General features: G+C 54.7%; 28 protein-coding genes. 7 read left to right on the forward strand and 21 right to left on the reverse strand.

Features of this window, described 5'->3' with window-relative positions; translation table 11 throughout:
- The 7 genes from ACN0VD_RS01310 to ACN0VD_RS01340 all read right to left on the reverse strand — a co-directional run bounded on the left by ACN0VD_RS01310 (position 1) and on the right by ACN0VD_RS01340 (position 3805).
- Positions 1-264 carry a hypothetical protein gene (locus tag ACN0VD_RS01310; RefSeq protein ID WP_417590781.1) on the reverse strand — a complete coding sequence of 88 codons (264 nt, stop codon included), beginning with the start codon at positions 262-264 and terminating at the stop codon, positions 1-3.
- An 18-nt stretch (positions 265-282) separates the two neighbouring features.
- Complete coding sequence (locus ACN0VD_RS01315; protein ID WP_417590783.1) at positions 283-1173, reverse strand: Mu-like prophage major head subunit gpT family protein; 891 nt, start codon at positions 1171-1173, stop codon at positions 283-285.
- Positions 1160-1621: a hypothetical protein gene (locus ACN0VD_RS01320; protein ID WP_417590785.1), complete on the reverse strand. Its 462-nt coding sequence runs from the start codon at positions 1619-1621 to the stop codon at positions 1160-1162. The genes ACN0VD_RS01315 and ACN0VD_RS01320 overlap by 14 nt, the downstream gene beginning before the upstream one ends.
- 165 nt (positions 1622-1786) lie before the next feature.
- Positions 1787-2212, reverse strand: a complete 426-nt coding sequence (locus tag ACN0VD_RS01325) for a regulatory protein GemA (RefSeq protein ID WP_417590787.1) — start codon at positions 2210-2212, stop codon at positions 1787-1789.
- Positions 2209-2835 (reverse strand): hypothetical protein, encoded by a 627-nt coding sequence (locus tag ACN0VD_RS01330; protein ID WP_417590789.1) that lies wholly within the window; start codon positions 2833-2835, stop codon positions 2209-2211. Before ACN0VD_RS01330 ends, ACN0VD_RS01325 begins: the two co-directional genes overlap by 4 nt.
- A 20-nt stretch (positions 2836-2855) precedes the next feature.
- Positions 2856-3431, reverse strand: a complete 576-nt coding sequence (locus ACN0VD_RS01335) for a hypothetical protein (RefSeq protein ID WP_417590791.1) — start codon at positions 3429-3431, stop codon at positions 2856-2858.
- A 176-nt stretch (positions 3432-3607) separates the two neighbouring features.
- Positions 3608-3805 (reverse strand): helix-turn-helix domain-containing protein, encoded by a 198-nt coding sequence (locus ACN0VD_RS01340; protein WP_417590793.1) that lies wholly within the window; start codon positions 3803-3805, stop codon positions 3608-3610.
- 27 nt (positions 3806-3832) lie between these two features.
- Here ACN0VD_RS01340 and ACN0VD_RS01345 point away from each other — a divergent pair, with 27 nt between their 5' ends.
- Together ACN0VD_RS01345 and ACN0VD_RS01350 are read left to right on the forward strand one after the other, a co-directional pair.
- Complete coding sequence (locus ACN0VD_RS01345) at positions 3833-4363, forward strand: hypothetical protein (RefSeq protein WP_417590795.1); 531 nt, start codon at positions 3833-3835, stop codon at positions 4361-4363.
- A gap of 263 nt (positions 4364-4626) precedes the next feature.
- Positions 4627-4971, forward strand: a complete 345-nt coding sequence (locus ACN0VD_RS01350; RefSeq protein ID WP_417590797.1) for a GntR family transcriptional regulator — start codon at positions 4627-4629, stop codon at positions 4969-4971.
- 6 nt (positions 4972-4977) lie between these two features.
- Here ACN0VD_RS01350 and ACN0VD_RS01355 read toward each other — a convergent pair whose 3' ends face one another.
- The 5 genes from ACN0VD_RS01355 to ACN0VD_RS01375 form a co-directional block, all read right to left on the reverse strand.
- A complete protein-coding gene (locus ACN0VD_RS01355) occupies positions 4978-6981 on the reverse strand; it encodes a tetratricopeptide repeat protein (RefSeq protein WP_417590799.1) in 2004 nt (667 codons plus the stop codon).
- 3 nt (positions 6982-6984) lie between these two features.
- Positions 6985-8370, reverse strand: coding sequence for a PEP-CTERM-box response regulator transcription factor (gene prsR, locus ACN0VD_RS01360; RefSeq protein WP_417590801.1), 1386 nt, complete (start codon positions 8368-8370; stop codon positions 6985-6987).
- Positions 8367-10463 (reverse strand): XrtA/PEP-CTERM system histidine kinase PrsK, encoded by a 2097-nt coding sequence (gene prsK, locus ACN0VD_RS01365; protein WP_417590803.1) that lies wholly within the window; start codon positions 10461-10463, stop codon positions 8367-8369. The genes prsR and prsK overlap by 4 nt, the downstream gene beginning before the upstream one ends.
- A gap of 1 nt (position 10464) precedes the next feature.
- On the reverse strand, positions 10465-11853 hold the full coding sequence (locus tag ACN0VD_RS01370; protein ID WP_417590805.1) for a TIGR03013 family XrtA/PEP-CTERM system glycosyltransferase: 1389 nt from the start codon (positions 11851-11853) through the stop codon (positions 10465-10467).
- A 161-nt stretch (positions 11854-12014) separates the two neighbouring features.
- Complete coding sequence (locus ACN0VD_RS01375; protein ID WP_417590807.1) at positions 12015-13406, reverse strand: helix-turn-helix domain-containing protein; 1392 nt, start codon at positions 13404-13406, stop codon at positions 12015-12017.
- A 198-nt stretch (positions 13407-13604) separates the two neighbouring features.
- On the opposite strand from ACN0VD_RS01375, the gene ACN0VD_RS01380 reads away from it, so the two are divergent.
- Positions 13605-14036 (forward strand): hypothetical protein, encoded by a 432-nt coding sequence (locus ACN0VD_RS01380; protein WP_417590809.1) that lies wholly within the window; start codon positions 13605-13607, stop codon positions 14034-14036.
- On the opposite strand, the gene ACN0VD_RS01385 is transcribed toward ACN0VD_RS01380, so the two are convergent.
- The 7 genes from ACN0VD_RS01385 to ACN0VD_RS01415 all read right to left on the reverse strand — a co-directional run bounded on the left by ACN0VD_RS01385 (position 14033) and on the right by ACN0VD_RS01415 (position 19840).
- Complete coding sequence (locus ACN0VD_RS01385) at positions 14033-14626, reverse strand: DUF3501 family protein (protein ID WP_417590811.1); 594 nt, start codon at positions 14624-14626, stop codon at positions 14033-14035. The genes ACN0VD_RS01380 and ACN0VD_RS01385 overlap by 4 nt on opposite strands.
- Before the next feature lie 60 nt (positions 14627-14686).
- Positions 14687-16018 (reverse strand): (Fe-S)-binding protein, encoded by a 1332-nt coding sequence (locus ACN0VD_RS01390; protein WP_417590813.1) that lies wholly within the window; start codon positions 16016-16018, stop codon positions 14687-14689.
- 108 nt (positions 16019-16126) lie between these two features.
- Complete coding sequence (locus tag ACN0VD_RS01395) at positions 16127-16546, reverse strand: rubrerythrin family protein (protein WP_335655914.1); 420 nt, start codon at positions 16544-16546, stop codon at positions 16127-16129.
- Between the two features lie 163 nt (positions 16547-16709).
- Positions 16710-17075 (reverse strand): hypothetical protein, encoded by a 366-nt coding sequence (locus ACN0VD_RS01400; protein ID WP_417590815.1) that lies wholly within the window; start codon positions 17073-17075, stop codon positions 16710-16712.
- Complete coding sequence (locus ACN0VD_RS01405) at positions 17076-18401, reverse strand: amidohydrolase (RefSeq protein WP_417591081.1); 1326 nt, start codon at positions 18399-18401, stop codon at positions 17076-17078.
- Positions 18402-18470: 69 nt separating this feature from the next.
- Complete coding sequence (locus ACN0VD_RS01410; protein WP_417590817.1) at positions 18471-19058, reverse strand: DUF4893 domain-containing protein; 588 nt, start codon at positions 19056-19058, stop codon at positions 18471-18473.
- Entirely contained in the window at positions 19055-19840 is a 786-nt protein-coding gene (locus ACN0VD_RS01415) for a 3-hydroxybutyrate dehydrogenase (RefSeq protein ID WP_417590819.1), read from the reverse strand. Before ACN0VD_RS01415 ends, ACN0VD_RS01410 begins: the two co-directional genes overlap by 4 nt.
- Positions 19841-19967: 127 nt before the next feature.
- On the opposite strand from ACN0VD_RS01415, the gene ACN0VD_RS01420 reads away from it, so the two are divergent.
- Positions 19968-20876, forward strand: a complete 909-nt coding sequence (locus ACN0VD_RS01420) for a neutral zinc metallopeptidase (protein ID WP_417590821.1) — start codon at positions 19968-19970, stop codon at positions 20874-20876.
- Positions 20877-20918: 42 nt separating this feature from the next.
- Here ACN0VD_RS01420 and creD read toward each other — a convergent pair whose 3' ends face one another.
- The gene (gene creD / locus ACN0VD_RS01425) at positions 20919-22334 is read right to left on the reverse strand and encodes a cell envelope integrity protein CreD (protein ID WP_417590823.1); all 1416 of its coding nucleotides are present in this window, start codon (positions 22332-22334) and stop codon (positions 20919-20921) included.
- A 127-nt stretch (positions 22335-22461) separates the two neighbouring features.
- Between creD and ACN0VD_RS01430 the strand changes: the two genes are divergently transcribed.
- Together ACN0VD_RS01430 and ACN0VD_RS01435 are read left to right on the forward strand one after the other, a co-directional pair.
- Positions 22462-23610, forward strand: a complete 1149-nt coding sequence (locus tag ACN0VD_RS01430; RefSeq protein ID WP_417590825.1) for an alpha-hydroxy acid oxidase — start codon at positions 22462-22464, stop codon at positions 23608-23610.
- Positions 23611-23631: 21 nt separating this feature from the next.
- A complete protein-coding gene (locus ACN0VD_RS01435; RefSeq protein ID WP_417590827.1) occupies positions 23632-24123 on the forward strand; it encodes a hypothetical protein in 492 nt (163 codons plus the stop codon).
- Between the two features lie 15 nt (positions 24124-24138).
- Here the strand turns inward: ACN0VD_RS01435 and ACN0VD_RS01440 are convergent, their stop codons facing one another.
- The gene (locus ACN0VD_RS01440; RefSeq protein WP_417590829.1) at positions 24139-24759 is read right to left on the reverse strand and encodes a LysE family translocator; all 621 of its coding nucleotides are present in this window, start codon (positions 24757-24759) and stop codon (positions 24139-24141) included.
- Between the two features lie 129 nt (positions 24760-24888).
- Between ACN0VD_RS01440 and ACN0VD_RS01445 the strand changes: the two genes are divergently transcribed.
- Complete coding sequence (locus tag ACN0VD_RS01445; protein ID WP_417590831.1) at positions 24889-25179, forward strand: GIY-YIG nuclease family protein; 291 nt, start codon at positions 24889-24891, stop codon at positions 25177-25179.
- The last annotated feature ends 35 nt before the right edge of the window (positions 25180-25214 follow it).

Below are 25214 nucleotides of genomic sequence, written 5' to 3' on the forward strand. Positions count from 1 at the left end.
TTAGATCAAGCTCCCGAAGAACGGGCGGACGGTTTCGCGTAACCCTTCTGCCAAATCAAAATTGGCCAGCAGTTCCGGCGATAACGAATTGCCATTGATATCCGTGCAAGCCTTGGAAACCGACATTACAAGATCGTAACTAGGCTTATCGTCCATCGGCTCAAGCTTGCGAGCTTCGAACGCCGAAACCTTCAAAGTTTGATGTTTGCCACCAGAGGTCTTTTTGGACGTGATGGGGTTTTTCAACAGTAGTGTGATATTCATGGTTTTAACCTTTCAAATTTAGGATAGCCAAGGCGATACGATCAGTTCGGCGCTACCCGTCCAACTGTTGCTTGCACCGGCTTCAGCTAGCGCATTTACAAGAAGCTTGCGGCCTTTTCCTTCCAGTGCTGGCGGAACAAGGAGATGCGTGCCTTTAACCCCCAGCAGCTTGTTATTGTTACCACGGAGCGTCGCCATGGCTGTTCGAGCCAGTTCGTAATTATCTTCGTTCAGCTCTGCCTTCGAGGCATAGGCCATTTGCCAAAGACCAAATCCGACATTGCATCGACCTCGGACGCCATAGAGATATTCGTCACGCTTGAAGACATTCTCGTCATTCGAGTTGTCCAAAGCTTGCATTTCGAATGGAAGGCGCTCTTGGTAAATAAAAGGACGCACATCCCGGCTAAGGTCCAGCAAAAACCAAGCTGGGCTGGAACCCGCCTGAAAGTTCGATGCGGAAGTTTCAACTTCATCAATTCTGATCGGATGGTCAGTGTCGAAGAAATACTGACCATCATAGCATTTGTCGGTAAAACCAGCCTCGATTAATTCAGCGAGCAATTTATCTGGATGCTCGGCGGTATTTCGGCCCATATGTTTGAATAGCGGCGCGAGCACACCGATCTTATCATCTTCCATATCGGTGCGCTTTACCGAAATCGTGCTTTCAAACTCACGGTTTTTGATTTTGAAGCCATGTAATTCGAGACTTCTGATAACTCGGTCGCCAAGCCATTCGCGTATTTCTGGCAATTGGCCAAGCCAACCATAGACTTCCTCTGAACCTGACGATTTGGTCTGCATCACGATATCTTGATACACCGTTTTCGCAGCGGCAAAGCCATTATTAAAAACCGCGTTAAAACCAGTGTTTGCGGCTTGAAGAGTTGCGTTAGAAAGTTTCATGGTTGGAGTTACCTTTTTTTGATTTTCGATTGGTGGTTTCGGGCTTGACGTTGGCCGCAATTTCGCCAGTTTGTTTGAGGGATTTGATAACCCGCGAAACATTCCGGCGCGAACAGGAAGCCAACTTTGCAATTAGATTTTGCCCAGTCCCAGCCAAATAGAGCATTTTGATAAGCTGCCTTCTCTGGCTTGCGGCATTTTCCCGAAGCATTGGAAACTCAACACTCCCCCCACCCAAATATTTGCTGATGGATTTGGCGTTCTCAAATCCGAACAGACCAACTAACCTGCATTCGGTGGTGATGTGGTCTGGCATGGGAATATAGACCTGCTGACCTTGCAATTCTGCAAAGACAGTATCCGCAAGTTCATCGCCGCAGCAAAGGCGGATAACATCAACCGGCGCGTCTGAAATATCCTGTAGGTCGTCGAAATCCATTTCACTCAAATATCAGGAATAGTTCCCGACACAGTCGGGAACATGTTCCCGAACCGAGCGAATGTTGAAAATATTGTTCGATTTTGTCGTAGCCCGGATCACAATAGGTCAACACAACAGTGAATGCTGCCTCAGAGCGTTTTAAGAGGGTCTAAGAGGTGGGGCACCGTTGATTTAGGTGTCACAGGCGCCTTGCTCTTCTAAACGCGCCTTCCAGCCCTTTAATCCGGCAATCACTTTTGGCGCTGTCTTGTCGTCTAGGAATCGCAATGCCGAAACTCCGAAACGAGATATCCATTTATTTAGCGATGCCTCGCTTCCACCCTCCGAAACTTCATCCCATAATTCACGGATGAGATTAACCTGTCCTGCGGTTGCCATCCCGATCCGGTCATTAGAACTGAAACTGGCTTTGCGCTTATCACTGACAAAGCCGAGCGAACGAAAATGGTCCATGAGGCGATCAAAGCCGGTGTCGTCCATTTGTGTGGAACTTTCGACACCGGCATACTCACGAAGCGCAGCCCGATATTGGTCGTCAGGCAAACCAAGCTTACGCTTGGCGACCTGAACGAGCTGGATGCGCTTCTTCCAGTTCATGGCTTGCCTCTTCCCGTGCCTTGACCCCGCTTTTCAATTTTGGCGATGCGGTTTTCGATAAAAGTCGTCTGTTGTTTCGGTTCGACCGCAACTTCCGATTTCTCATCTTGGTTGAGCGAAAATAGCGAAGTTTCTAGCGCCGCAAGTTGCTCCTCTGCACTGAGGTTCTCAACTTTCACGAGTTCGGCAAGCATCGTGATCTGAAATGACAATTCGCTCTCGTCCGTATCGGCCAACTGAATTATGGAATTGATTGCTGTTCTCACTTGCATCAAATGGGATTGCGCTTGGGCAATCTCGCCTGCCGTCTTTTGCGGGTCGGGTCGCACTGCACGCGCGGAAGGTTCGGCTTTAGCCTCTTGCGATTTACGTATTTCTTCTCGAAGATCTGACAAACCTTTGAACGCGTCGCTCGTCAATTTCCAACTGACTAGAGCCTTGTCACTAATCGCTTGGCTCAATGCTGCTTTTTGCTCTTCCGACAGGTCTCGTTCCATTATGAAAAGATGACATAGCTCGGAAAGTGATTGTACGTCTGAAACAGACATTTGCAGCTCGTTTAGAGTATTCCAAAGCCCATCAAAGTTATCAGTGGCCGGAAAATTCTGTTTATCATTCAACATTCTTATACCTTTCTTGCCGATTATGAATTGATCGTATCTTTCACGATTTCGGCGGTAACCGGCGCACCGTCCGCATAGAGTTGACATTTCCGGATAGTGTGGTTCACTTGCCGCAAATCTCGTTTCACACGGGACTGTGAGAAGAAATCAACTATCGCCGCGATAGCGGATTTGTCCGATATCCCGCGTGCCTGGATAACCATGGCGAGGTCGGCATTTGACAGATTGGCATATCCGGCTTTTACGAATGCCTGGTCAAATGTTCGCGATACATGGACGCGCTTTGCTCCTGAATTTGAAGGACGTTGGTTGGCTAGTGCATTTGCATCACCACCGCTTTCCTCCAGCCGCTGAATATAGCGCTGCAAGGTGCGAACGGTCGTCCGATATTTTTTGGCTGCACGCTCCAGCTCATGTTTGCGTTCCGGCGAGCGTGGCGGATAATCGAGCGCCTCATCAATCATTTCCAGGCGCCGCTGGATAATCTCGCCTTGGTCCGATGCCGGGACTGGGCGCGTATATTCGACCAATTCAGTCGATTGTGAGGGGGCGATAAGAAGCTTCTGATAGGCCCATGGGAGACTGCTAAGAAGCACTTCATATTGCTTTCCAGAAACTCCGCCTCGGCCAACTGTGGTTCGAACTATGAGGTTCGCGCCGTTCCAAGTTTTTCCGGCCAGAGCCTTTCTCAATATTCGGTTTGCGGATTGCCGTGTATATCCAACTAAGTCCGCGAACTCCGCACTCGAAAGCCAGTGTTTTGCTGATTGCATTACGAAGCAACCAAACGAAATTCTAATCGCATCTTGGCGCTTTCGGGTATTGAATTACGTCGACGCCATTGGGAGATTGTAGATTGTTTTTTACCAAGAAACTTAGCTAGTTCTTTGTCGGTTTCGCATCTGGCTTTCCGCTTCATGTCAATGATCTGAGCATCAACATGATTTGTATCAGAGTTGCTTTTTACCATGTCGCCATCCTAAAGAGATTACTAAACATGACGGGTGATGACATGAATAACATTAATTTGCAATCTTTAATGTCGCTTATGGTGCCCGCGAAAGATGAAAGTGTTTCGATGTTTATCGCAACCGTCGCTAAAGCACTATCTTCAGCAAAAGACAGGGTTGTCGCCGATACTATGGGGGTTACTCCAGCAACTATTGCAAATTGGAAGCGTCGCAATAGCATCCCTGAAGAAAATCAGGAGTGGTTCAAAACCACGCTAGTCGAGAAAATCGTAAGTTATAATAGGACTTGGCCACGAACAGAACTAGAAGCTCGAATTGCTTTCCTAAGGCTCTTGGAACGGACTAACGGAGATCCATACGACATTGGAGAAAAGGGAGCGCTGGCAGTAGCTAACTCGATGCCGGGCTTGCTATCATTGTCCCAGTTTTTGATTGATCGAATGTATTCAGTTTGTGCCGATGAGGCAGAAATAACGACCGAAGCAATTTGCGATTTGTTGATCCCATCCATGTTCATAGCTCGCAATGCAGACCATATCCGTGTGTTTAGGCACTGAGGTTCCCAAAAAGTTCCCAAAGCGACAAATTGTAAAAACTCCGTCGCAGTTTTCACGGCTTTTTGATTGGGAACCCATCTCTCTTGCATGAGAACTATTGCGGCAACTTTTTATTGCAGATTTCTGCTATTTTCGCCCATTGTAACGACAAATCCTAATGGAACGCCGACGACAAATCGTAAAAGCGCTTCCACCGTTGTAAATATTGGAAAAAGCCAAACTTCTGCCTTGCCTGCATAACTGTATTATGGCAGTGATGCAGTATGAATATTGCAACAAAACCCGTCTATCTGAAATTGCGAGACATTATTTCCGAATCGATTCTGGATGGCATATATCGCGAAGGCGACATGCTGCCTTCGGTCCGTGTTTTTGCGGCTGATCAGGGCGCCAATCCCCTGACCGTGGCAAAAGCCTATCAGGGCTTTCAGGAGGATGGACTGGTCACGGTGAAGCGCGGCGTCGGCATGTTCGTTGCAACGGGCGCGAGAGATCGCCTGCGCCGGTCGCAGCGGGAAGATTTCATCAAGAATGTCTGGCCCCCGATAGAACGACAGATGAAGCGGCTGGATTTGTCGATCGATGATCTGCTGAAAAGCGAAGCCTGACGGACTTCAGCTTGTGACCTTGCTCCGGCTTGCCCCAAGGCTAGCGCGGGCGCGTTTCAGACTTTGCCGATAGGCGGGATTCTCAGGCATGATCGCAACCGCTTTTTCGAGTAGCGCTATCGCATCTTGTGCGCGCTTGCCATCCGCCATCAAGGCCAGCCCATATAAATGCGACACCACCGGGCTCGATGGTTGCACGCGATAGGCGGCCCTTCCTGCGCTGATGGCTTTTTCTGTCTGCCCCATGCCGGTATAGGCCTGTGTCAAACCGGCCAGGATCAGTGCATCATTCTCGCCAATCCGCTGACGCAGTTTTTCAAGCAGACGGGCCGCAACCGACCAGTTCCCGGTCTCGAGATGCGCATAAGCCATCCAGCGAAGCCCGGCGATATTGCTCGGATTATAGTTGAGATACTGGGCCAGAACCTCGGCTGACTGCTGCATCGATCCACGGGACCGCAATACTTCGATCAGACGCAACATGACCGGCTCGGAAAACCGGATGCTGCGGGCTTTTTCCAACGCATCCAGCGCCTCGTCAAAATCGCCCATCGCGTTAGCAACATCGGCCACCAACAGATGCGCGGCGCTCGCGCCCGGATTATCCAGTTGCAGCCGCTTTGCTTCGGTGAAGGCAGCAGCATAATCTCCCGCGTTGTAGAGCGCCCGAATATAGGGAACCACCGCTCGTGCATCATTCGCATTTCGCCGTGCTTCGGCAGACAATACAGCAAGCGGTGTTTCTCCGGCAATCGCGGCTGCCTGGCCGGTATCATGGACGGCGGCACGGTTCATAACGCCTGCTGCCTGCTCCCGCTCATCAATCGCCTCAAGCGCACGACCGGTCAGCCACAGGGTGTAAGGGTCGGCTCCGCTGCGATTGACTTGCGGTTTCAGCACTTCCACGGCATCAAATGCACTTCCGGCAAGATAGAGCGAACGCGCCAGCAGATTTTGCGCCTGCCGATTATCAGGCTGGACGGATAACAGTCGCCGAAACTTGTCCGCCGCAGCGTTATAATTGCCTTCGCCATGTTCGATAATGCCCTGCACCAGCAATACAGCCGGAACATTGTCAATCCTGCCTTCGGTTTGAAGCATCAATCTTCTTGCCAGGCCATATTGCCCCGCTCGCGCTGCCAGCACCGCCTGCATAAAAAACGCACGGGGGTTACGGCCATCCAGGGCGATGATTTTCCGGGCGACCGTGAGCATTTTCGTCATCCGTCCCATATCGCCCAGCGTCGCGGCATATTCCGTCAACAATGGTACATCATTGGGATCAATCTCCAGTGCACGCTCGAACCAGGGCAGCGCAGCGCCCAGGCCGAATTGGAAACGCAGCAGTTCGCCGCGATATTGCAGCGCGCGCAGATTGTCCGGGTCCAGCTTGACAGCCTTGTCGACCGCGTTTGTTGCGCCCGCCTGATCCCCTGCATCGGCTCGGAAACGGGCGATGTCGACCCACAGGTCCGGATTGCGCGGATCGAGTTGCATCGCCCGGTTGAAAGACTGGCCGGCGAGCTGTTCATCGCCCATTTGCAGGGCAACCCTGCCCATGATACGCGCTGCATAGCCTTGATGCTGTGCCGGGATATCGTCCGCCAGCAATTGATCACGCGCCTTTTGTGCCTTGCCCTGCAACGACAAGGCATGGCCATAGAGATGCCGTACCGCCGCCGGATCAAGACCTATATCCACCGCATGGTCGAGCTCCGCCTCTGCGCCAATTCCGTCGTGGAGGTCGAGCAAGACTTCTGCTTGCGCCACCCGCGCATCAATCCATTCCGGATCGGCCTTGATCGCATTCATCAGTTCGATCCGGGCGGATCTCACATCATGGTTAGCCCGAAATTTCTCGGCATTTGCAAAGGCCTCCCGCGCATCACTATTGCCTTCGCTGGCAGCATAAATTGCCGTCGGAACGCCAATCACACCGAGCCCAAGCCCAGCCGCGAGAATGACCGGCTTGCTGCGAACACGCAATTTCTGGACGAAGCGCAACACCATGGCTCAACTGACCTGTTGCAACTTATATTGCTTCAGCAGGTCATACAGCGTCGGGCGGCTGATCCCGAGCAATTTCGCCGCATTGGAAATATTGCCGCTGGTCTGCGAAATCGCCCGCAGGATTGCCGAACGGTCGGCGGCCTCACGCGCAGCTTTCAGGTTGAGCAAATCAGTGGCGGCATTTTCATCCACATCGAGATCCAGATCCTTTGCGCCAATCATCTTGCCATCGGCCATGATCACGGCGCGTTTGATCCGGTTTTCCAGTTCTCGGACATTGCCGGGCCAGTGCCAGGCTTCGAGCGCCGCAAGCGCATCCGGGGCGAGCCCCTTCACCGCCGGATTGATCTCTGCAGCATATTTCTTCTGAAAATGCCGGGCGAGAAGACTGGCATCACCCGAACGACCGGACAGCGGCGGAATCTTGATCACGATTTCCGCCAGGCGATAGTAAAGATCTTCACGGAACGAATTGTCCTTGATCATATTTTCCAGATTCTGGTGGGTCGCACATACGATCCGTGTGTCGACGGCAATTGCCTTGCGCCCACCGATCCTCTCGATCACCCGTTCCTGCAAAAAGCGCAGCAGCTTTACCTGCAGTGGCAGGGGAATATCGCCGACTTCATCGAGGAATAGCGTCCCGCCATCGGCTTGCTCGATTTTTCCTTCGGTAGTCTTGATCGCGCCGGTAAAGGCTCCTTTTTCATGTCCGAACAATTCGGACTCGAGCAGATTTTCCGGAATCGCCGCGCAGTTTATTGCGACAAAGGCCTTCTCGCTGCGGTCGCTCGACTCATGCAGGCCTTTGGCGAGCAATTCCTTGCCAGTCCCGCTTGCTCCCAGCAGCATTACCGATGCATTGGTGTTCGCCACCCGCTCAATCATCTGTGCTATTTTCAGCATTTCGGGAGCACCGGTAATAATCTGGCCGAGAATATGGCCCTCGCCGTTGCTCCGCGCTGCAAGACTGGCATTTTCCTGCTCCAGTTTACGCACATGAAAGGCGCGCCGGACAATCAGGCCGAGCTCATCAATATCAACCGGCTTTTGGTAAAAGTCCCAGGCACCGCCGGAAATTGCACGCAAGGCACTCGCTTTTTCGCCATGACCCGAAGCAACGATGACCTTGGTATCCGGCTTCAGGCTCAATATGGCATCCATCGTCGCAAAACCTTCGGTCGTACCATCGGGGTCTGGTGGCAATCCAAGATCAAGCGTCACCACATCCGGCTCTTCCGCTCGCAGCATTTCGATCGCCGATTCCCGGTCGCCCGCAACAACGACGTCAAAGTCATCATAGGCCCATTTGAGCTGTTTTTGCAGACCCGGGTCATCTTCAACAATCAGCAGCTTCTCTTTTTTTGGTTGATCCTTGTGCGGCATCATGCGGCCCTTTCGTCTACTGAAGTTTCGTCCGACAATCGCTTGGCGAGCGGCAGGATTAGCGTGAACCGGCTTCCGCTACCTTCCTTGCTCTCAACCTCCAGACGACCGTTCATCGCCCGGGCAAGCTCCCTGGCTTCATAGGCACCAATGCCGAACCCGCCTTTTTTGCTCGAGGCAAATGGTTTGAAAAGCTGGCTGCGGATAAACTCGCTTGACATGCCCGTACCCTGATCCCGCACCTCGATCGCAACGCTGAGATCGCGGCGACGCGCATTGATGAATATCGGCTCGCCTTCCGGGCTGGCATCGATGGCATTTTGTATCAGATGACCCAGAATTTGGTCCACCCGGACCGGATCCGCCATAACCGTCAAATCGTCGATCCGGGTTGTTTCCATATTGTGCAATATACGCTTTTTCTCGATGATTGACTGAACCAGATCTCGCACCTTCACCGGTTTCGGCTGTTCCTGCTTCGCACTGTTATGCTGCGACAATCGTTCCAGCAGACCATTCATTTTATTGGCAGAATCCTGCAACGTTTCGATCATGTCCGCTCTGAATTCCGGATTGTCGGCATGGCGCTTGGCATTTCGCGCCAGCAGGCTCAATTGGCTGACAAGATTTTTAATGTCATGCATTACGAACGCCATCCGGCGGTTAAACTCGTCAAATCGTTGCGCTTCGGAAAGCGATTCCTGACTGCGCGCTTCGGCGAGATAGCTGGCAACCTGACGCCCGACCACGCGCAGCATATCCAGATCTTCCCAGTCGAGCGTGCGGTTGACCCGGGGCCGCGCCAATAGCATCAATCCGATGAACCGGTCGAAATGGACCAGCGGAACCGCCACCCACGTCTGCTCTTCGCTGGTCATCCAGTTCGGTATCGCAGCCGCGTCGCATTTGTCGTCCAGATCGGCGCGCAAGGCATCAAATTCGACAATATGGCTGGTATGTTCAAAAAATGCGATGGTGCGGGAGGTACAGGCGCGCGCGGGCACCCGAATCGACGACCAGTTCCAACGCGCCTGCAACACCAAATGGCCGGAATCGTCCGGCATCAGCAAAATGCCTCCCGGTGAATCGGTGATATCGGCTATCGCCTTTATCACACGTTCGTGAAACGGGGCACTATCCACACCGGGGCGCCCGATCGTATCGGTAAAGCGTATCCATTCCGTACGATAATCATAGCGGTGCTGGAAAAAATTCTTCGCCAGCTTGACCTTCAACCATGCCCGGAATCGTCCCGAGGGAAGCAGGAGCAGAGCGCCGATTGATGTGCCGAACAAAAAGCTGATCTGTGCCAGGCGCGCATAGTCGCCGCCTATGATTTGCAATGCCGTCGCAATCACGACCATCATCATTAGATAACTGCCGATCGCCACCAGTGACAGCGAACGGAACGCCACACTGCGGGAAAGCTTCAGATTCCATTCGGTATTGCGAACCGATGCCAAAGCCAGGATCGGTGCAATAATCGCCATCATCGGACCGCGCATGGCAAGCAATTCCGTCGATGACTGCTGGGTCAGATAGGTGATCGTGAAGAGGTTGAGATCATAGGTCCAGATCGCCGCGAGAGACGCCATCGGCAAGCGAATACCCCACCGCGTCTCGGGCGCGGAAATCGAATATAGATTGTGAACCAGCACAAGTCCGCCGACCGCAAAAATCATGCGCAGGACCAGCGACGTATATAATGTCACACCCTCTAGACGGGGGCTTCCGGCAAATACCGGTAGCAAGGAGTCGACGATCATCTGGCCCAGCAACACGAATGACAGGGCGAGATAAATGCTGTTGACCGTTTTTGGTTCATCCCGCCCTTCGCCGGCACGCAAGAGAGAAAACATGAAGGCCAGCCAGCCAAAATTGCGCAGGGTTTCAGCAAAATAGGCGATGGGTGACATCCCACCCTCGACCGCGACAGACAGAGCCCAGAAGCTGGTCAGCAATATCGCAATGACCAGACATATCTGCTTTTCGTTACGCTCTACCTTGCGCTGAAATTGCCAGATGGCCAACGCACCAAATAACATGGCGGCGATACCGTGCCCGAACGTGCTGATATGGCCGAGGACAATCTCCATCTCAGCGCGCGCCTTCGGGCCAGAGGACGACGCGAATAGTATGGAGAATGATCAGCAGATCCAGAAACGGCGTGTAATTTTTGGCGTAGTAGAGATCATATTCCAGCTTGTGCCGGGCATCCTCTATCGACGCACCATAGGGATAGTTGATCTGTGCCCAGCCCGTAATGCCCGGCTTGACGATGTGCCGTTCGGCATAAAAGGGCATCTTGGTTTGCAGATCGTCGACAAACTGCGGCCGCTCAGGGCGCGGTCCGACGAAACTCATCTCGCCTTTCAGTACGCTCCACGCTTGCGGCAGTTCGTCGATACGCACTTTGCGCATGAAGCTGCCGATGCGGGTAATCCGCGGATCATTCTCGGATGCCCAGATCGCCTTGCCACCGGCCTCGGCGTCCGCGCGCATGGAGCGGAGTTTGAGGATGTTGAACTTCTGGCCATAAAGACCGACGCGTTCCTGTTTGAAAAAGGCCCCGCCGCGGCTCTCCAACTTAATCAGCAGGGCAAAGAGCAAAATCACCGGTCCGGTCAGAAGCAGCAACAGAAAACTCAGAAAGATATCAAATCCCCGCTTGAATGCGGTGGATAGGCGGCGGCCCGATGAAAAACCGTCGGAGAAGATAAACCAGCTGGGGTTGACGCTGTCCAAATCGACGCGCCCGGTTTCCCGTTCGAGAAAACTCGACATGTCGTTGACATGGACACCGGTCGTCTTGATCGTCAGCAAATCCGCAACCGGCAACGAATTACGCCGTTCCTCCAGCGCAAGAACCACCTCGCTGACTTCAAGATCGGTCACATGCTGCGGCAAATTGGCGATATCCTGCCGACGCACCGCGCCATCAATTCTGGCAGGACCTTCGTTCATGTCGACATAGCCTGCAACGACAAAACCACTTTCCGGTCGCTTTGCCAGAGCAGAGATACGGCTTGCTCGCGGCCCTGCGCCGAGAATGAGCAAACGGCGCTTGAAGCTGTCGCTGTCGAACATAACACCAAGCACAATGCGGATCAGCATCAAAAACAGGATGGCCAATCCCATGGCGTAAAGGGAATTGGAGCGCCAGAGCGTGAAGCCAGGCATTGCAAATGCCAGCAATGAAAGAAATATCACACCCAGTGAAATCGCAACCAATATCCGGGCAGCGGCGAAACGGAGCGACTGCAGAGCTTCCGTGCCATAGACACCAACCGCAATCAGCGCGAGCTGGAGCGCAATAGCAAAACTGAAAATCGGTCCTGGGCGGTCAGAGAGCGAGCCGACCGCCATGTCGATTTGAAGCGCACGAAAGATCCAACCGGTTTCTGCCGCCACCAACAGCAGCAAGAAATCAATCAGACCCAGAAAAAGTACCGGATAGGGGATGTAATGTTTGAACAATCGGATCATATTCCGCGCGATCTTTCCTTGGCTGATATTGCCAATAAGGAAAATTCGTTATCTGTCGGTAAATTTTACAGACGAAATCACGATAAATCGCCCGGATTCGTAAAAATTGTTCAATATGCCGACAGTTTTTTATCAGGATAGTGCCGGCTTCACGCTCCGGCCTAGTCGTTGACGAAGTCAAATGGAGTCAATCCACGCTCACGTTCATCAAATTTGAGCGGACGGCTTCGCGGCGGTGCCGAACGCTGGGAACATTGCAGGCGGGTACAGGCTGGACAGCCCAAACCAATCGGCACTGCTTGCTCGATGCTGAGATCTTTGCCACGGGCATAATGCAGCACCGAAGCAACATCCGCAGATACTCCCAGCCCGATGGCAAAAGCTGGTGTAAACCCGCCCGTACCAGCCCCGATCCCCTGTACCGCCCGGGACAGGGTGAACCATGTCGAACCATCTTCCAGAGCGACCAATTGCGACCGGATTTCAGCAGGCTGCTCAAAAACACGGTGAATATCCCAGAGCGGACAGCGATGAGCGCTTTCGACCAGCGGGGCCTTGCTGGCTCCGGCATAACGTTTGGAAATCATACCGGACCGATCAATACGAACCATGAAGAAGGGAAGCCCGCGCGATCCCACCCTCTGCAACGTCGTCAGACGATGGGCGACCTGTTCAAAGCCGGCTCCGAACCGCCGCTGCAGCAGCTGGATGCGATACCCCGTTTGCTCGCATGCCTTGAGGAAACGTTCATAGGGCATCATCAGGGCAGCGGCAAAATAGCTCGACAGATGGCGGCGGAACAACTTCTCGGCGGCGCGATCGGTAAAATTCCCCCCTGCCGCAAGCGCGTCAATTTCGCCCTTGGCCTCGATCTGCCCCAGCAGCAACGCGGCCTGAAACGTTCGGGAAGCCGGGTCGAGCATTTCCGACAGCTGTAGTTGCCGCGCGTGCAGATCCAGCCGGCGCAGCTTGTCCGACAGAACGGTTTCCGGAAGAATCCGGATGATCAGCTGATGTTTTACGCGAAGCCGTTCAGCAATCGCACCATAGAGATCGCCGGTACCCAAGCGCAGTTCGTCCGCGAGCTCCTCCGCCATCCTGTCAAGATCGGCAAAATGATTGCGCCAGCGTTCAATCTCACGGCGGACCGTCTGAATGGGATCGGGCGCGGCGCTAACACCGGTCTCTCCCGCCGACTTGCGGTTGTCAAACAGACGTACAAAAGCCTCCGCGCTATTGGGGGATGCTATCAACCATTCCTCCAGTTCGGTGCGATCAATGGACAGGTCTTCAAATAACGGATCGGCCAGTCTCTGCCGGATAGCGTCGATGCCGCCCCCGGGCTCCGCCGCGATCAACTGCCGGGGATCGAAATCGAACCGTTCCGCCAGCAGCAACATCAGACGGGCACTCAACGGCCTTTGGTTGCGCTCGATAAGATTGAGATAGCTGGGCGATATATCCAGTGCCTGAGCCAAAGCGACCTGCGTCATCGCAGCGCTGCGGCGCAGCCGCTTGATCGCCGCTCCTGCAAAAAGTTTGGGATTGCTCATCCCGTCTTTATGTAAATTTATTTACAATATTTCAAGATTAAATGCATATCCGCCCATCGTTTACAGCGACGAAGCGGGTCAAATCCCGGAGACGGATTGCAAGACCGGCGTTTGAACGTCGATTGCCCCGGGTAAATGTTTGTTAACTGCAAAAGACTATTTGCGGAGAGGAACTATCACGGAAATCGGTGCTCTCGCATGTTAAAAGAATCCATTCTGTTCGTCGCTTCTACCGGGTTGCTGATATATTTTGTCACTCCATCGAGCGAGCCTTCCAAACCGGAAACAGTCAAGGAAGAGATTCAGAAGGCAGCCACGCCCACCACCCAGCCAGCTGATAATGCATGGGATTATGACGACGCCGAGGAAGGCGAAGAGTCTTTTACCTTTGGCGAACCGACCATGGATTTGGACACGGATTATGATGACGGCGACGACAACGCGGCAATCGACGAGGATGATGCCTCCGCGCGCTCGACACGTTCAGAAGAATCGACTTCGCGGACACAATCAGCCGACCGTAGCAATCGCTCATCATTCGCCAATAGTCCGGCGTCCAGCGAACTTGGCAGTGTCGATAATCCGATCGTACTAAAATCCAGAAACCCGTCTGATCCGGCTGACGACTAGTCGAGGTCCCGCGTCATATCGCGACGACATTCATCACTGATAATAGCGGCATGGCCGTAGTTGGGGTGGTCGATCTGGACCATCACCTGCCCTTCCATGCTTTTCCATTTTTTTACCTGCTCGGCGGTCAGTGGGAAATGGACAAATTGAACGGCGCTGGCCTTGCCGTCCGCACGCGTCCGGTCGATATCCTGTTCGGGTTCCGCCGTCACCTTTTCGTCGCCGATCAGGATGTGAATATGCTGATCGACGCCACCTAAAGTTTTGAGGAATGCCGTGCGGCGCTCCTCCTCGTCAATTTCAAACATCAACGTACCGGTGAATTCCGATCCGTTCGGAACCATCGGATTATAGGCCGCCAGTTCATCAACCAACTGCTCGTCCCCGCCCTTTTCGATCCGGAGCATCTCCTGAATTTGCAGCCACATGCTCTCCCAGCTTTCAAACTGGATCGTCGCATAAGGACCGATTGCAATGCGCCGGAATTTCTTGCGCAGAATAGATTCCTGCCGCTTTTCCTTGCGAATCGATTCGTAATTTTCGAGCGAGATAATATCGTCTTTGGTTATTTCATGCGTATCGCGGGGCATATCTAGTCCTTGAATGTTCTACATCCGGCCTGTCCACATTGGGCGGACCAGGTTCGGGGTTTAAAAACCGTAAGCCTTGGCAAGCAATTCAATCGGATGGCCGATCCGCTCCGGTACCTTCGCCTGCCCGCCGCTTTCCATGATCTGCTTGAGATGTGGTCCGGCGAGCGGACATTCGCTGACCATATAATCGGGATCGCCCTTTGCGACCGCGCGTGCGGCCGGGCGGCCAACCTTGACGGCCTTGTCGAAATTCTCCCTGAAAATTCCCCATTTCCCGCCGTGACCAGAGCAACGCTCGGCGATCGACGGCTTGGCTTCCGGTATCAACTTGAGCATCTGCATTGCTTTCGGCCCCATATTCTGGGCGCGGCTGTGGCAGGCAAAATGGATGCCGATTTTCGCGTCCATCGGTTCGATCGGGACGAGCCCTTTGTCTGCCGCGATCTCGACAACATATTCGCTAAGATCGCGCGTCGCCGCAGCCAGTTTCTTTACCGCTTCATTGTCCGGCAATATCAAAGGCCATTCGAATTTCATCATCAGCGCGCAACTGGGTGTCAGTGCAACGATGTCATAGCCTTCATCGATAATCGGTTCGAAAAAGGCAGCCACTTCTTCCGCGGAGGACGCCACCGCAGGCAAGTCCCCATTTTCCAGCTTTGGCATACCGCAACAGGCGGGATATTCGACCCGGGTCTGCACACCATTATGCGAAAGCACATCCAGCGCAGCCTTGCCGGCAGTCTGATCGTTGAAATTGCCATAGCAGGTCGCGTAAATGGCGGCCTTGCGTCCGAATGCCGGCGCGTCCGCATTGGCGGCAGGGCCATGACCGACATATTGATAGGTAAGCGGTACGTCCTCGAATTTGGGGAGGTGCGCGCGCTTGTCTATGCCCGCAACGCTTTGCAACATGCCGCGGGTCAATCCGTTCTTCTGATCGGTTGCCCAATTGGCAATTTCGGAAAACGTCCCGGCCAGCTTGGCGTTGCGATCAATTTCGGCGAGCTGCTTGTCGGCAAGGCCGGTTTTACCCTTGCGGTTCTCGACCGCCCTATGGCGCAGCATCAGATGGGGAAAATCGAGATCGAATTCATGCGGCGGCACATAAGGGCATTTGACCATGAAACACATGTCGCAGAGCGTGCAGGCATCGACAACATTCTTGATATCGCCAGTGCTGAGGTCGTCAACTTCCTCATTCGGACTTTCGTCGATCAGGTCGAACAGTTGCGGAAAACTGTCGCAGAGATTGAAACAGCGGCGGCACCCGTGGCAGATGTCGAAGACGCGGCGCAATTCCTGATCGAGCGCTTCCTCATCATAAAAGGATTCCTCCTGCCACGGGATTGGGTGCCGCATTGGTGCGCCCAGGCTGCCTTCAGTCATGATATATTTCCTGTCGCCACGAAGGCGGAAACTTGCAGATTATAAGATCGTGCCGCCGCCCTTTGGAAGAGGGGATATCGCGGCGGCACAATCCTTGGGATGGAGCGCTTAGGCGTCCATCGATTCCAGTGTTTTCTGGAATTTACCAGCATGGCTCTTTTCCGCTTTTGCAAGCGTTTCGAACCAGTCGGCAATTTCGTCAAAGCCTTCTTCGCGAGCCGACTTCGCCATGCCCGGATACATATCGGTATATTCGTGGGTTTCACCCGCGATAGCCGATTTCAGATTGTCTGAAGTGGCGCCAATTGGTTCGCCGGTTGCCGGATCGCCAACTTCTTCCAAAAATTCGAGATGGCCATGCGCATGACCAGTTTCACCTTCTGCAGTCGACCGGAAAACCGCGGCAACGTCGTTATAGCCTTCGATGTCAGCTTTCTGGGCGAAATAAAGATACCGGCGGTTGGCCTGACTTTCTCCGGCGAAGGCGTCTTTCAAATTCTGTTCGGTTTTGCTTCCTGCAAGTCCCATGATCTACTCCTATTGGTTTGGTTGAATTATCTACCGAGTCTGAAAAATCGGATTGGCAAGTTATTACGCCCGCGCGCGCGCGCACTCCATCGAATTTTTTGATCTTTGGTAATCGAAAAAATCAATCTATGTATTGCGACTTATTCGCAATAACGATTGAACGTCAAGGACAGCGCTTTAACTGATAGACCTCGGGTTCGACGGTAAAATCAAAACGGGTTTGATCGATCACGGTTACCGGGCCGTCCATACGGAACCGTCCGCCCAGTTCACCGGTTTCCTCATCGATCGCAAGATCATCAAGTCTGAGAACCAGCTTTCCATCCTGCCAGTTCCAGCTACCCGCCAGATTCTCGGACAGAAAATTCCCGCCAGTCATCAGGGTCCAGTTGGTCGGTGCCCCGCAAGTTTCATCCGTAAAGGCCCAGCGTCCATTAAAATATTCCGGCGCGATTTGGCCTGATTGTTGCGCGGCGAGCGATGCACCCGAAAATGCCAAAGGCACGAACAGGATGTGCCGCCAGCCCATCTATTTCTTCATGATCTGCAAGGTCGCGGCGGTCATGGCCTCGGCGCCGGTCGCAATTACTTTTTCTGCGTCGGGAGCCCAGAAGGAACTGTGCAGCGATGGCAGCTTTGTGCCTTCGGCGAGCGAAGCCTGATATTCCGCCATAGGCACACCACCAACCCAGAAGATCATACTTTTGATATTCTCGTCAGCGCGACCATAGCGGCCGAAATCCTCACCGCCCATGACCGGTTTGGACTGCACAACGCGGTCCTTGCCGAAGCGGGTTTCGAAAATCCTGGCCATTTCGACCGAAAACTCTGGGCTGTTATAGGTTGCCGGCGTGAATTCTGTTTCGCGCAGGGTTACAACCGGCATCCGGTCCTCGGGCACGCCGGCGGCAATCGCCTCGCCCCGCGCAATTCTCTTGATCCCGTCGAGCAGCTTGGCCCGCGTATCGTCGCCATAACTGCGCACGGTGAGCAGCAACAGCGCATCGTCCGATATGACATTATGTTTCGAACCGGCCTGGAAACTGCCGACGGTTACTACCGCTGGATCCTGCGGATCTATTTCACGGCTGACCAGAGTCTGCAGCGAACCGACGATGCGGCTGGCCAGAACGACCGGATCCTTGGTCGTATGCGGATAGGCGCCATGACCGCCAACGCCCTTCACCTCAATATCGACGCTGTCGACGTTGGCCAGAGCAAAGCCCGGCGCATAGCCGATATATCCCGCTGGCACGCCGGCGGCGTCATGGAAGGCCATCGCATAATCGGGCTTGGGGAAACGGGTATAAAGTCCGTCCTCCAGCATGGCGAGAGCGCCCTCGCCCGTTTCCTCAGCGGGCTGAAGGATCATAACCAATGTTCCGGCCCATTCATCCTTGCGGACCGTCAGTTGCCGCGCGGTCGCGACCCAGCCGGTCATATGCGTATCATGACCGCAGGCGTGCATCACGAACGTATCATTGCCCTGGCGCGTTTTGGCCTGCACCCTTGAGGCATAGGGAAGTCCGGTTTTTTCTTCCAGCGGCAAGCCGTCCATGTCGGCACGGAGCAGCACGGTTGGTCCCTCGCCATTTTCCATAACCGCAACCACGCCGGTGCCGCCGACTTTTTCGGTGACCTTGAAACCAAGGCGCCGTGCTTCGGCAGCCAGTTTGGCTGCGGTACGGACTTCCTCCCCGCTCAGTTCCGGGTTGCTATGAAGATCGCGGTAAATGTCCATCAGCGATGGCAGGTCAGCAGCGATAGCATCCTTTAAATCATCGGCCTGTGCAGGAGAAACCGCCAGTACAGAAGCCGCCGCCAGCAAACCCAAAATTGTAAATTTCCGCGTCATCATCATCCCCGTTCCTTGTTTATACCGACCTGACTAATCCGATCAGAGACACTTGTCAGGTCCAAAATTTCATTTCGCCGGCGTCAACTCCATCACGTCGACCTTGCTTTCATAGGCAGGGAACGGAAACAGCATCCGCCAATGGTTCGATCCGATGCGCTGGACGACCGCAGCCTGATCACGCTTCGCGGTCTTACCGTAGGGCACCAGACTATTCTCATAATGATAGATCAGGGTCCCAAGATATACTGAACGGTCCCCGGCCAATTTATCAATCCAGCCAATCGTACGTTGCGAGCCGGTCAACTTCGTAAAATGCTTGCGCCCATTCTGGTTCACGACGCGGCATTTAAACGGCGGATAAGCAATATAGGGAAGCCCGCCCTCCGCATCACCATCCAGTTTTGTGATCGAACAATTGTAGAGACCTTGCGGAATATCGCTACCAGCCAAGGCCGCATCTGTTTCAAAAAGGGGAGAGCGCGCAGCCAGTTGCGCGCCTTCTCCCGCCCCGATAACGCCGGCTCGTCCGATTTCCAGCGCCTGCTTCCATTGTTCCAGTCTTGCCATATCCGCAGCAGTGACCTGCTGAGGCCATTGGGGTTCTACCGGTGAATCCGCTGCCCCGGCAGCCAGCAACAAAAGCCCTGCGATCATTGCGCCGTCCAGCCACCGTCGATCGAGATATTCGCGCCGGTGATCGACCGCGCTTCATCCTTGCAAAGAAAAATCGCAAGCGCCGCGATCTGGTCAATCTGTACGAATTCCTTGGTCGGTTGCGGCGCCAGCAGGACGTCGTTGATCACCTGGTCACGGGTTAGTCCACGCACTTCCATGGTGTTTGGAATCTGTCCCTCGACCAGAGGCGTCCAGGTATAGCCCGGCGAAATCGTGTTGACCGTAATGCCATGGGTAGCAACTTCCAGCGCAACCGTCTTGCCAAACCCGTCGAGCCCGTGCTTGGCGGCATTATAGGCTGACTTATAGGGGCTTGCGACCTTGCTGTGCATTGATCCGGTGTTGATGATCCGGCCCCATCCCTTTTCCTTCATCCCGGGCACCACCGCCTTGGTGGCATGAAAAGCGCTGTTGAGGATGATATCCATCACCGCATTCCACTTGTCCTCGGGGAATTCATCGACCGGTGCGACAAACTGAATACCGGCGTTGTTGATCAAAATATCGACGGTGCCCAATTGTTCTGCACAATCGGTGCACATCTGCCTAATTTCTTCCGGCTTGGTCATGTCCGCACTGCTATAGACTGCCTTGGTTCCGCTCAGCGTTTCAAGTTCCTGGCGCAGCGATTCGATCTCGCCCGCGTCGCCGAAGCCGTTGATCATCACGGCGGCCCCTTCTGCCGCCAGCGCTTTCGCATAGCCGCCGCCGATGCCCGATGTTGAACCTGTAATCAGCGCGGTCTTACCCTTTAAAAACATGCCAGAATCTCCTTTCCGGCGACCATAAAACAGTCGGGCCGCACTGCATAGCTTTTGTAAAAGAAATCAGCGGCGCTTGCGCTTTTCCGTGAATCAGGCGAATTGGGACGGGACGAGGAGATAATCAATGCGCTTGGACGATCTGGACCCCAGCAAGAATGTTCGCGATCAGGGGCGCGGTGGCGGCCGCAGTTTTGGCGGTGGCGGTGGTGGCGGCCTCGGACTGCTCCTCAGCTTTCTGCCAATGTTACTCGGCCGGAAACTGGGTTGCGGCACGATATTGCTGATCGGCGGCGCAGCATTGGCGTTCCTGTATTTCAGTGGCGGTGGCTTGCAACTCGCCGATGGAACCGGCGCAGGCGGATTCCAGTCGGAAAGCTCCGGCGCCAATGTCGCCTGTGATACAGCAGAAGAGAGATTCGCCTGTCAGGTCCTTGCCTCGACCGAGCAGACCTGGTCCAAATTGTTTCAGGCGAATGGCCAAACCTACCGCCCGACCACCCTCACCTTTTACCAGCAGTCCGGACAATCGGGCTGCGGCGCGGCACAATCCGCGATGGGACCCTTTTACTGCCCGGCAGATCAGGGAGTCTATCTCGACACCAGTTTCTTCAACGAAATGGCGACCCGGCTGGGCGCCAAGGGCGATTTTGCGCAAGCCTATGTGATCGCGCATGAGGTCGGTCACCATATCCAGAATCTGACCGGTGTTGCCGATCAGGTGCGCAACGCGCAGCGCAGCGCCAGCAAGGCCGAAGGCAATGCGCTGCAGGTCCGGATGGAATTGCAGGCGGACTGCTATGCCGGCGTCTGGGCGGCGCAAAACGCCGACCGGATGGAACCCGGCGATGTCGAGGAAGGCCTGAACGCCGCCCATGCTATTGGTGATGATACTCTGATGCGCGGAGCCGGCCAGCAACCGGTCGAGAGCATGTTCACCCATGGGTCTTCCGAGCAACGCATGGCCTGGCTGCGCAAGGGCATGCAGACCGGGAATCCGTCGTCCTGCGATACGTTCGCGGCTGGTGCGGTATAGAAAACGGGCTCCGGCGATATCACACCAGAGCCCGTTAGATATTTAGGCCTTGGGTCGGCTGATCGATGCTGACCAGTCGAGCCGCCGGGTAACAAACATTACCCCGGCCAGTGCCACGAATATCAGCAGCGATCCGATAAGCAACGAATATGCCTCGAGGCTGAGCAGGATATAGATTGCGCCATAGAGTCCGGCGAGCAGTCCGCCGATGATCGAGGCCCGTCGCCAACTCGACAATACCGATGCCGAATAGGCGGTGATCAGCCCGATGGTCGCCACCGATGCCGCGATATAGGCCAAAGCAAAGCCAATGATCTCGGCAAATGCCAGCAACAGCACAAAGAACAATACCAGCGCAACGCCGACCAATATATATTGCACCGATGATATCCGCACCCCGCCGATCAGATCGAACAGCAAGAAGGCGACAAAGGTAAAGCCGATGATCAGGAAACCATATTTGGCCGCCCGATCCACCTGACCATAAAGATCGACCGGCTGAATCAAATCAACGGTCGCGCTCGCCGACGCGTTGCTGCCAAATCCCGGATCATAAAAGGACATGTCTTTGGCACGTATTGGCTGAATTTGTTGCCCCGCCTCGGTTGCGATCAGCGACGTGCCCAATGCAAGGTTGGTGATCACATATTTGGCCTTGAAGCCATCGCCATCAACAGTCCTGCTTTCGGGAAGAAAACTCCCTGCAAAGCTGGGATGTGGCCATTCTGACTGGACAGTCCATTCGGTCTGACCCGCATTGGGCGCGATTGTCAGGCTCTGGTTTCCCTTGAACCGGACACCGAACTTGGCCTCGATCGCGCCGCTTTCCAGCGCGCTGCTATCGAGAAAGGCGAAAAATCCGCTATTTCCGGTAGCACCAAGCCCCTTGCCGGGCTGCAGTTCGAGCGCCTGGCCGTTGACGCTGACCTTATTGTCCCCGGCCAGACCGCGGGCGTCCGACAGGCCGAACCGCAGTTCCGCGCGGCTGAAATCAATCTGGTCGCGGGTCACGCCATAGCGGTCGAGATCGTCGGGCAGTCTGAAGACCGCAGAACCGGTAATCGCTGTGTCATAGACAATGACCTCGTAAATCGCCCGCTTCTTGGTTTCGGTGTTCAACTTGCTGTCGAGCTTCACCAGTTCCGGCGCGACAAATAATTCACGGGTCACGATGTTGGTCCGGGTGACCGTCTTGCCATTCTGCTCCACCGACTCTGTGATCTTCGCCTGATAGGGCAAAACGATCTGGGGACCGGCAAAAACCTGCTGGCCGCCCCAACCGGACACGATCGATTGCTGCGCCGTTTCGCTCTGGCTCTGCCGATCATAGTTAAGCAGCCAGACGGTGAACAGCGGGATGGTGATCAGAAACCCCATCAGCAATACCATCAGGAATTTCCTGCCGGGGGATCGCTCGGGCTTCCCCGGCTCACTCTGATTTTCTCGTATTTCCGTCATAATATCTCCCTCTTCCATCCCTACAAAGTTAGTTTGCGCGACGCCTCCATTCGTCTAGGCTCAATGTATCAGCATTGCATCTACTACGACGAGCAGAGGCACACACACGCCCAATCGAAAGGCCGTTATGAATATCTCCCATTGCCACAATGTGAACGACTTCCGTGCACTTGCCAAGAAACGCCTGCCCTTTCCGATATTTGACTATATCGATGGCGCGGCAGACGACGAGGTGACCCGCCGGCGGAACACCAATGCCTATGAACGCTGCGATCTGGTTCCCAATGTGCTCGCGGGTGTCGAGAATATCGACATGAGCACGACGGTCATGGGTCAGAAGCTGGCGATGCCCTTGTTCCTTTCCCCGACGGCGCTGCAACGTCTGTTCCATTGGGAGGGCGAACGCGCCGTTGCCCGGGCGGCGGAAAAATTCGGCACCTATTTCGGCATCTCTTCGCTTGCAACGGTGAGCATTGAAGAAATCGGTTCCAGCATCAGCACACCGAAAATGTTCCAGCTTTATGTGCATAAGGACAAGGAGCTCAACCGGTCGATGGTCGAGCGCTGCAAGGCGGCAAAATTCGACGCGCTGACGCTTACTGTAGACACAATCGTGGGCGGCAATCGCGAGCGGTGCCTGCGCTCCGGCTTCACCAGTCCGCCCAAGATCACCCCGACCAGCTTCTGGAGCTATGCCGCCAGACCGGCATGGGGACTGAATTACATGTTCCGGGAGAAGTTCGAGCTGTCGAACCTGAAAGACCACGTCTCGGAGGGCACCAGCGTGCCCAATTCGGTCGCCGACTATTTCACCAATATGCTCGACCAGTCGCTCGATTGGAAAATGGCCGAGGAAATCGCCAGGGACTGGGGCGGTGAATTCTGTCTGAAGGGCATCATGTCGGTCGCCGACGCAAAGCGGGCGGTCGATATCGGCGCCACCGCGATCATGGTATCCAACCATGGCGGACGGCAACTGGACGGCAGCCGCGCGCCCTTTGATCAGCTGGCCGAGATTTGCGATGCGGTCGGCGACAGGCTCGATGTCATCTGCGACGGCGGCATCACCCGGGGCAGCCACGTGCTGAAAGCGCTCAGCGTCGGTGCCAAGGCCTGCTCGGGCGGACGCCTCTATCTCTATGCCCTCGCAGCCGCCGGACAGGGCGGGGTCGAGCGGATATTGACTTTGCTGCAGAATGAAATCGAGCGCGACATGAAACTAATGGGCGTGACAGCGGTTGATCAATTGAACCGCGACAATCTGCGATATCGGTAACCGCAACTCAAGGGGATTGAGATGAGACATATGCACTATTTGACCAGCCTGTTGCTGGTCGTCGGCGGCTTTAACACAGCCGCATTGGCGCAAGAAGGCGCTCCACAGGATTCAACGCTGGAATCGGCAGGCAACAAGGTCACCGAGCCGTTTGACGGCAAAGAAGTACCGCAAAAGCTTCTCGACATTCAGGATGATCCCTATTCGCTACAGGGCCTGAATCGATGTGCCGCGATCATCGCCGAGGTGCGCGAACTCAATGTCGTGCTCGGCCCTGATGTCAACGAGACCGTCGACAAGAGCCTCGCCAAGAAACGCGAAGAAACCGCAGCCCGTGTGGCTGGCAGTGCCGTCGGTTCGATCATTCCCTTTGGCGGGCTTATCGGCGAAGTGACCGGGGCCAATGCCGAGCGCCGACGCTATAACAAGGCAGTCTATGCCGGGACGGTCAGACGCGGCTTCCTGAAAGGCGTCGGCCTGCAGAAGGGCTGCAAGGCACCGGCGCGTCCCTGAAGCCGTTCACGACTATCATTGGAACGTATCGACGAAGAACCAGACCGCGATGCCGGCAAGCAGGACGGCAAACGCCCGGCGCGCCGTCTGTGCATGGGCATCGGTGGAAAGCCAGCGATGGGCGCGACCGGCGAGCAGAACGATCGTCGCGTGGATCATCGTCGCCACCGCAACATAAGCAACAGACAGCTGCACCGTTTGTAGGGCTATAGATTGCGTGGGCGCGATATAAACCGGCAACACCACGACGAAGAACAGCGCTGCCTTGGGATTGAGCAGGTTGATAATCAGACCGCGCCGAAAATGCTTCACCGGTGGTCGATGCCTGTGCACCGTCGACGGTGACAGTTCGCGTTCACCCACCCATGCTTCCCAGGCCAAATATAACAGAAAACCGGCCCCGGCATAGCGGAGCAGATTGAAGACAAATGGCGAGCTCTGCGCCAGTTGCGCCAGCCCCAAAGCCGAGGCCGCCGCCACTATCGCCAGCCCCAAGGCAATCCCCGCCGTCGCGGCAAAGCCCGCACGCCTGCCCTCGCTGGCACTGAGCAACGCCAGCCAGCCCATGTTCGGACCGGGCGTCAGCTCGACGAGCAGAACGACGAGCAGAAAGGAGGGGAGCATCGGGGCGAGCATGGGCTGCTTCTATCGGGATTGGAGGGTGGCGGGAAGTGGTTGGAAGGTTTTGCGAAAAATTTTAACAGTTCCAGCCTGTCGTGCCGGTGGTGGCTGGCACCCAAGCTAATAGTGATTTAGCCATGCCTTATGAGACGCGCCTATATTTATATCCTGACTAACAAGCCGTTTGGCACGCTTTACATCGGGGTGACATCCGATTTGCCGGCGCGAATATTCCAGCACAAGAATGGAACGGGTTCGGATTTTTGTCGCGAACATGGATTGGATCGTCTCGTCTATATCGAAGAATATGATTCTCCTTACGAAGCAATAGCGCGTGAGAAAGCGATGAAGGCGTGGAAGCGGAGATGGAAAACCGACCTGATTATCAAGGCCAATCCCAAATGGGATGATTTATGGGATGTGATCAATAGTTAATGTCGCAGACGCACTCGGTCGTGCCAGCGGAGGCT

Source organism: Parasphingorhabdus sp. (genome assembly GCF_048267785.1).
GTDB lineage: Bacteria > Pseudomonadota > Alphaproteobacteria > Sphingomonadales > Sphingomonadaceae > Parasphingorhabdus.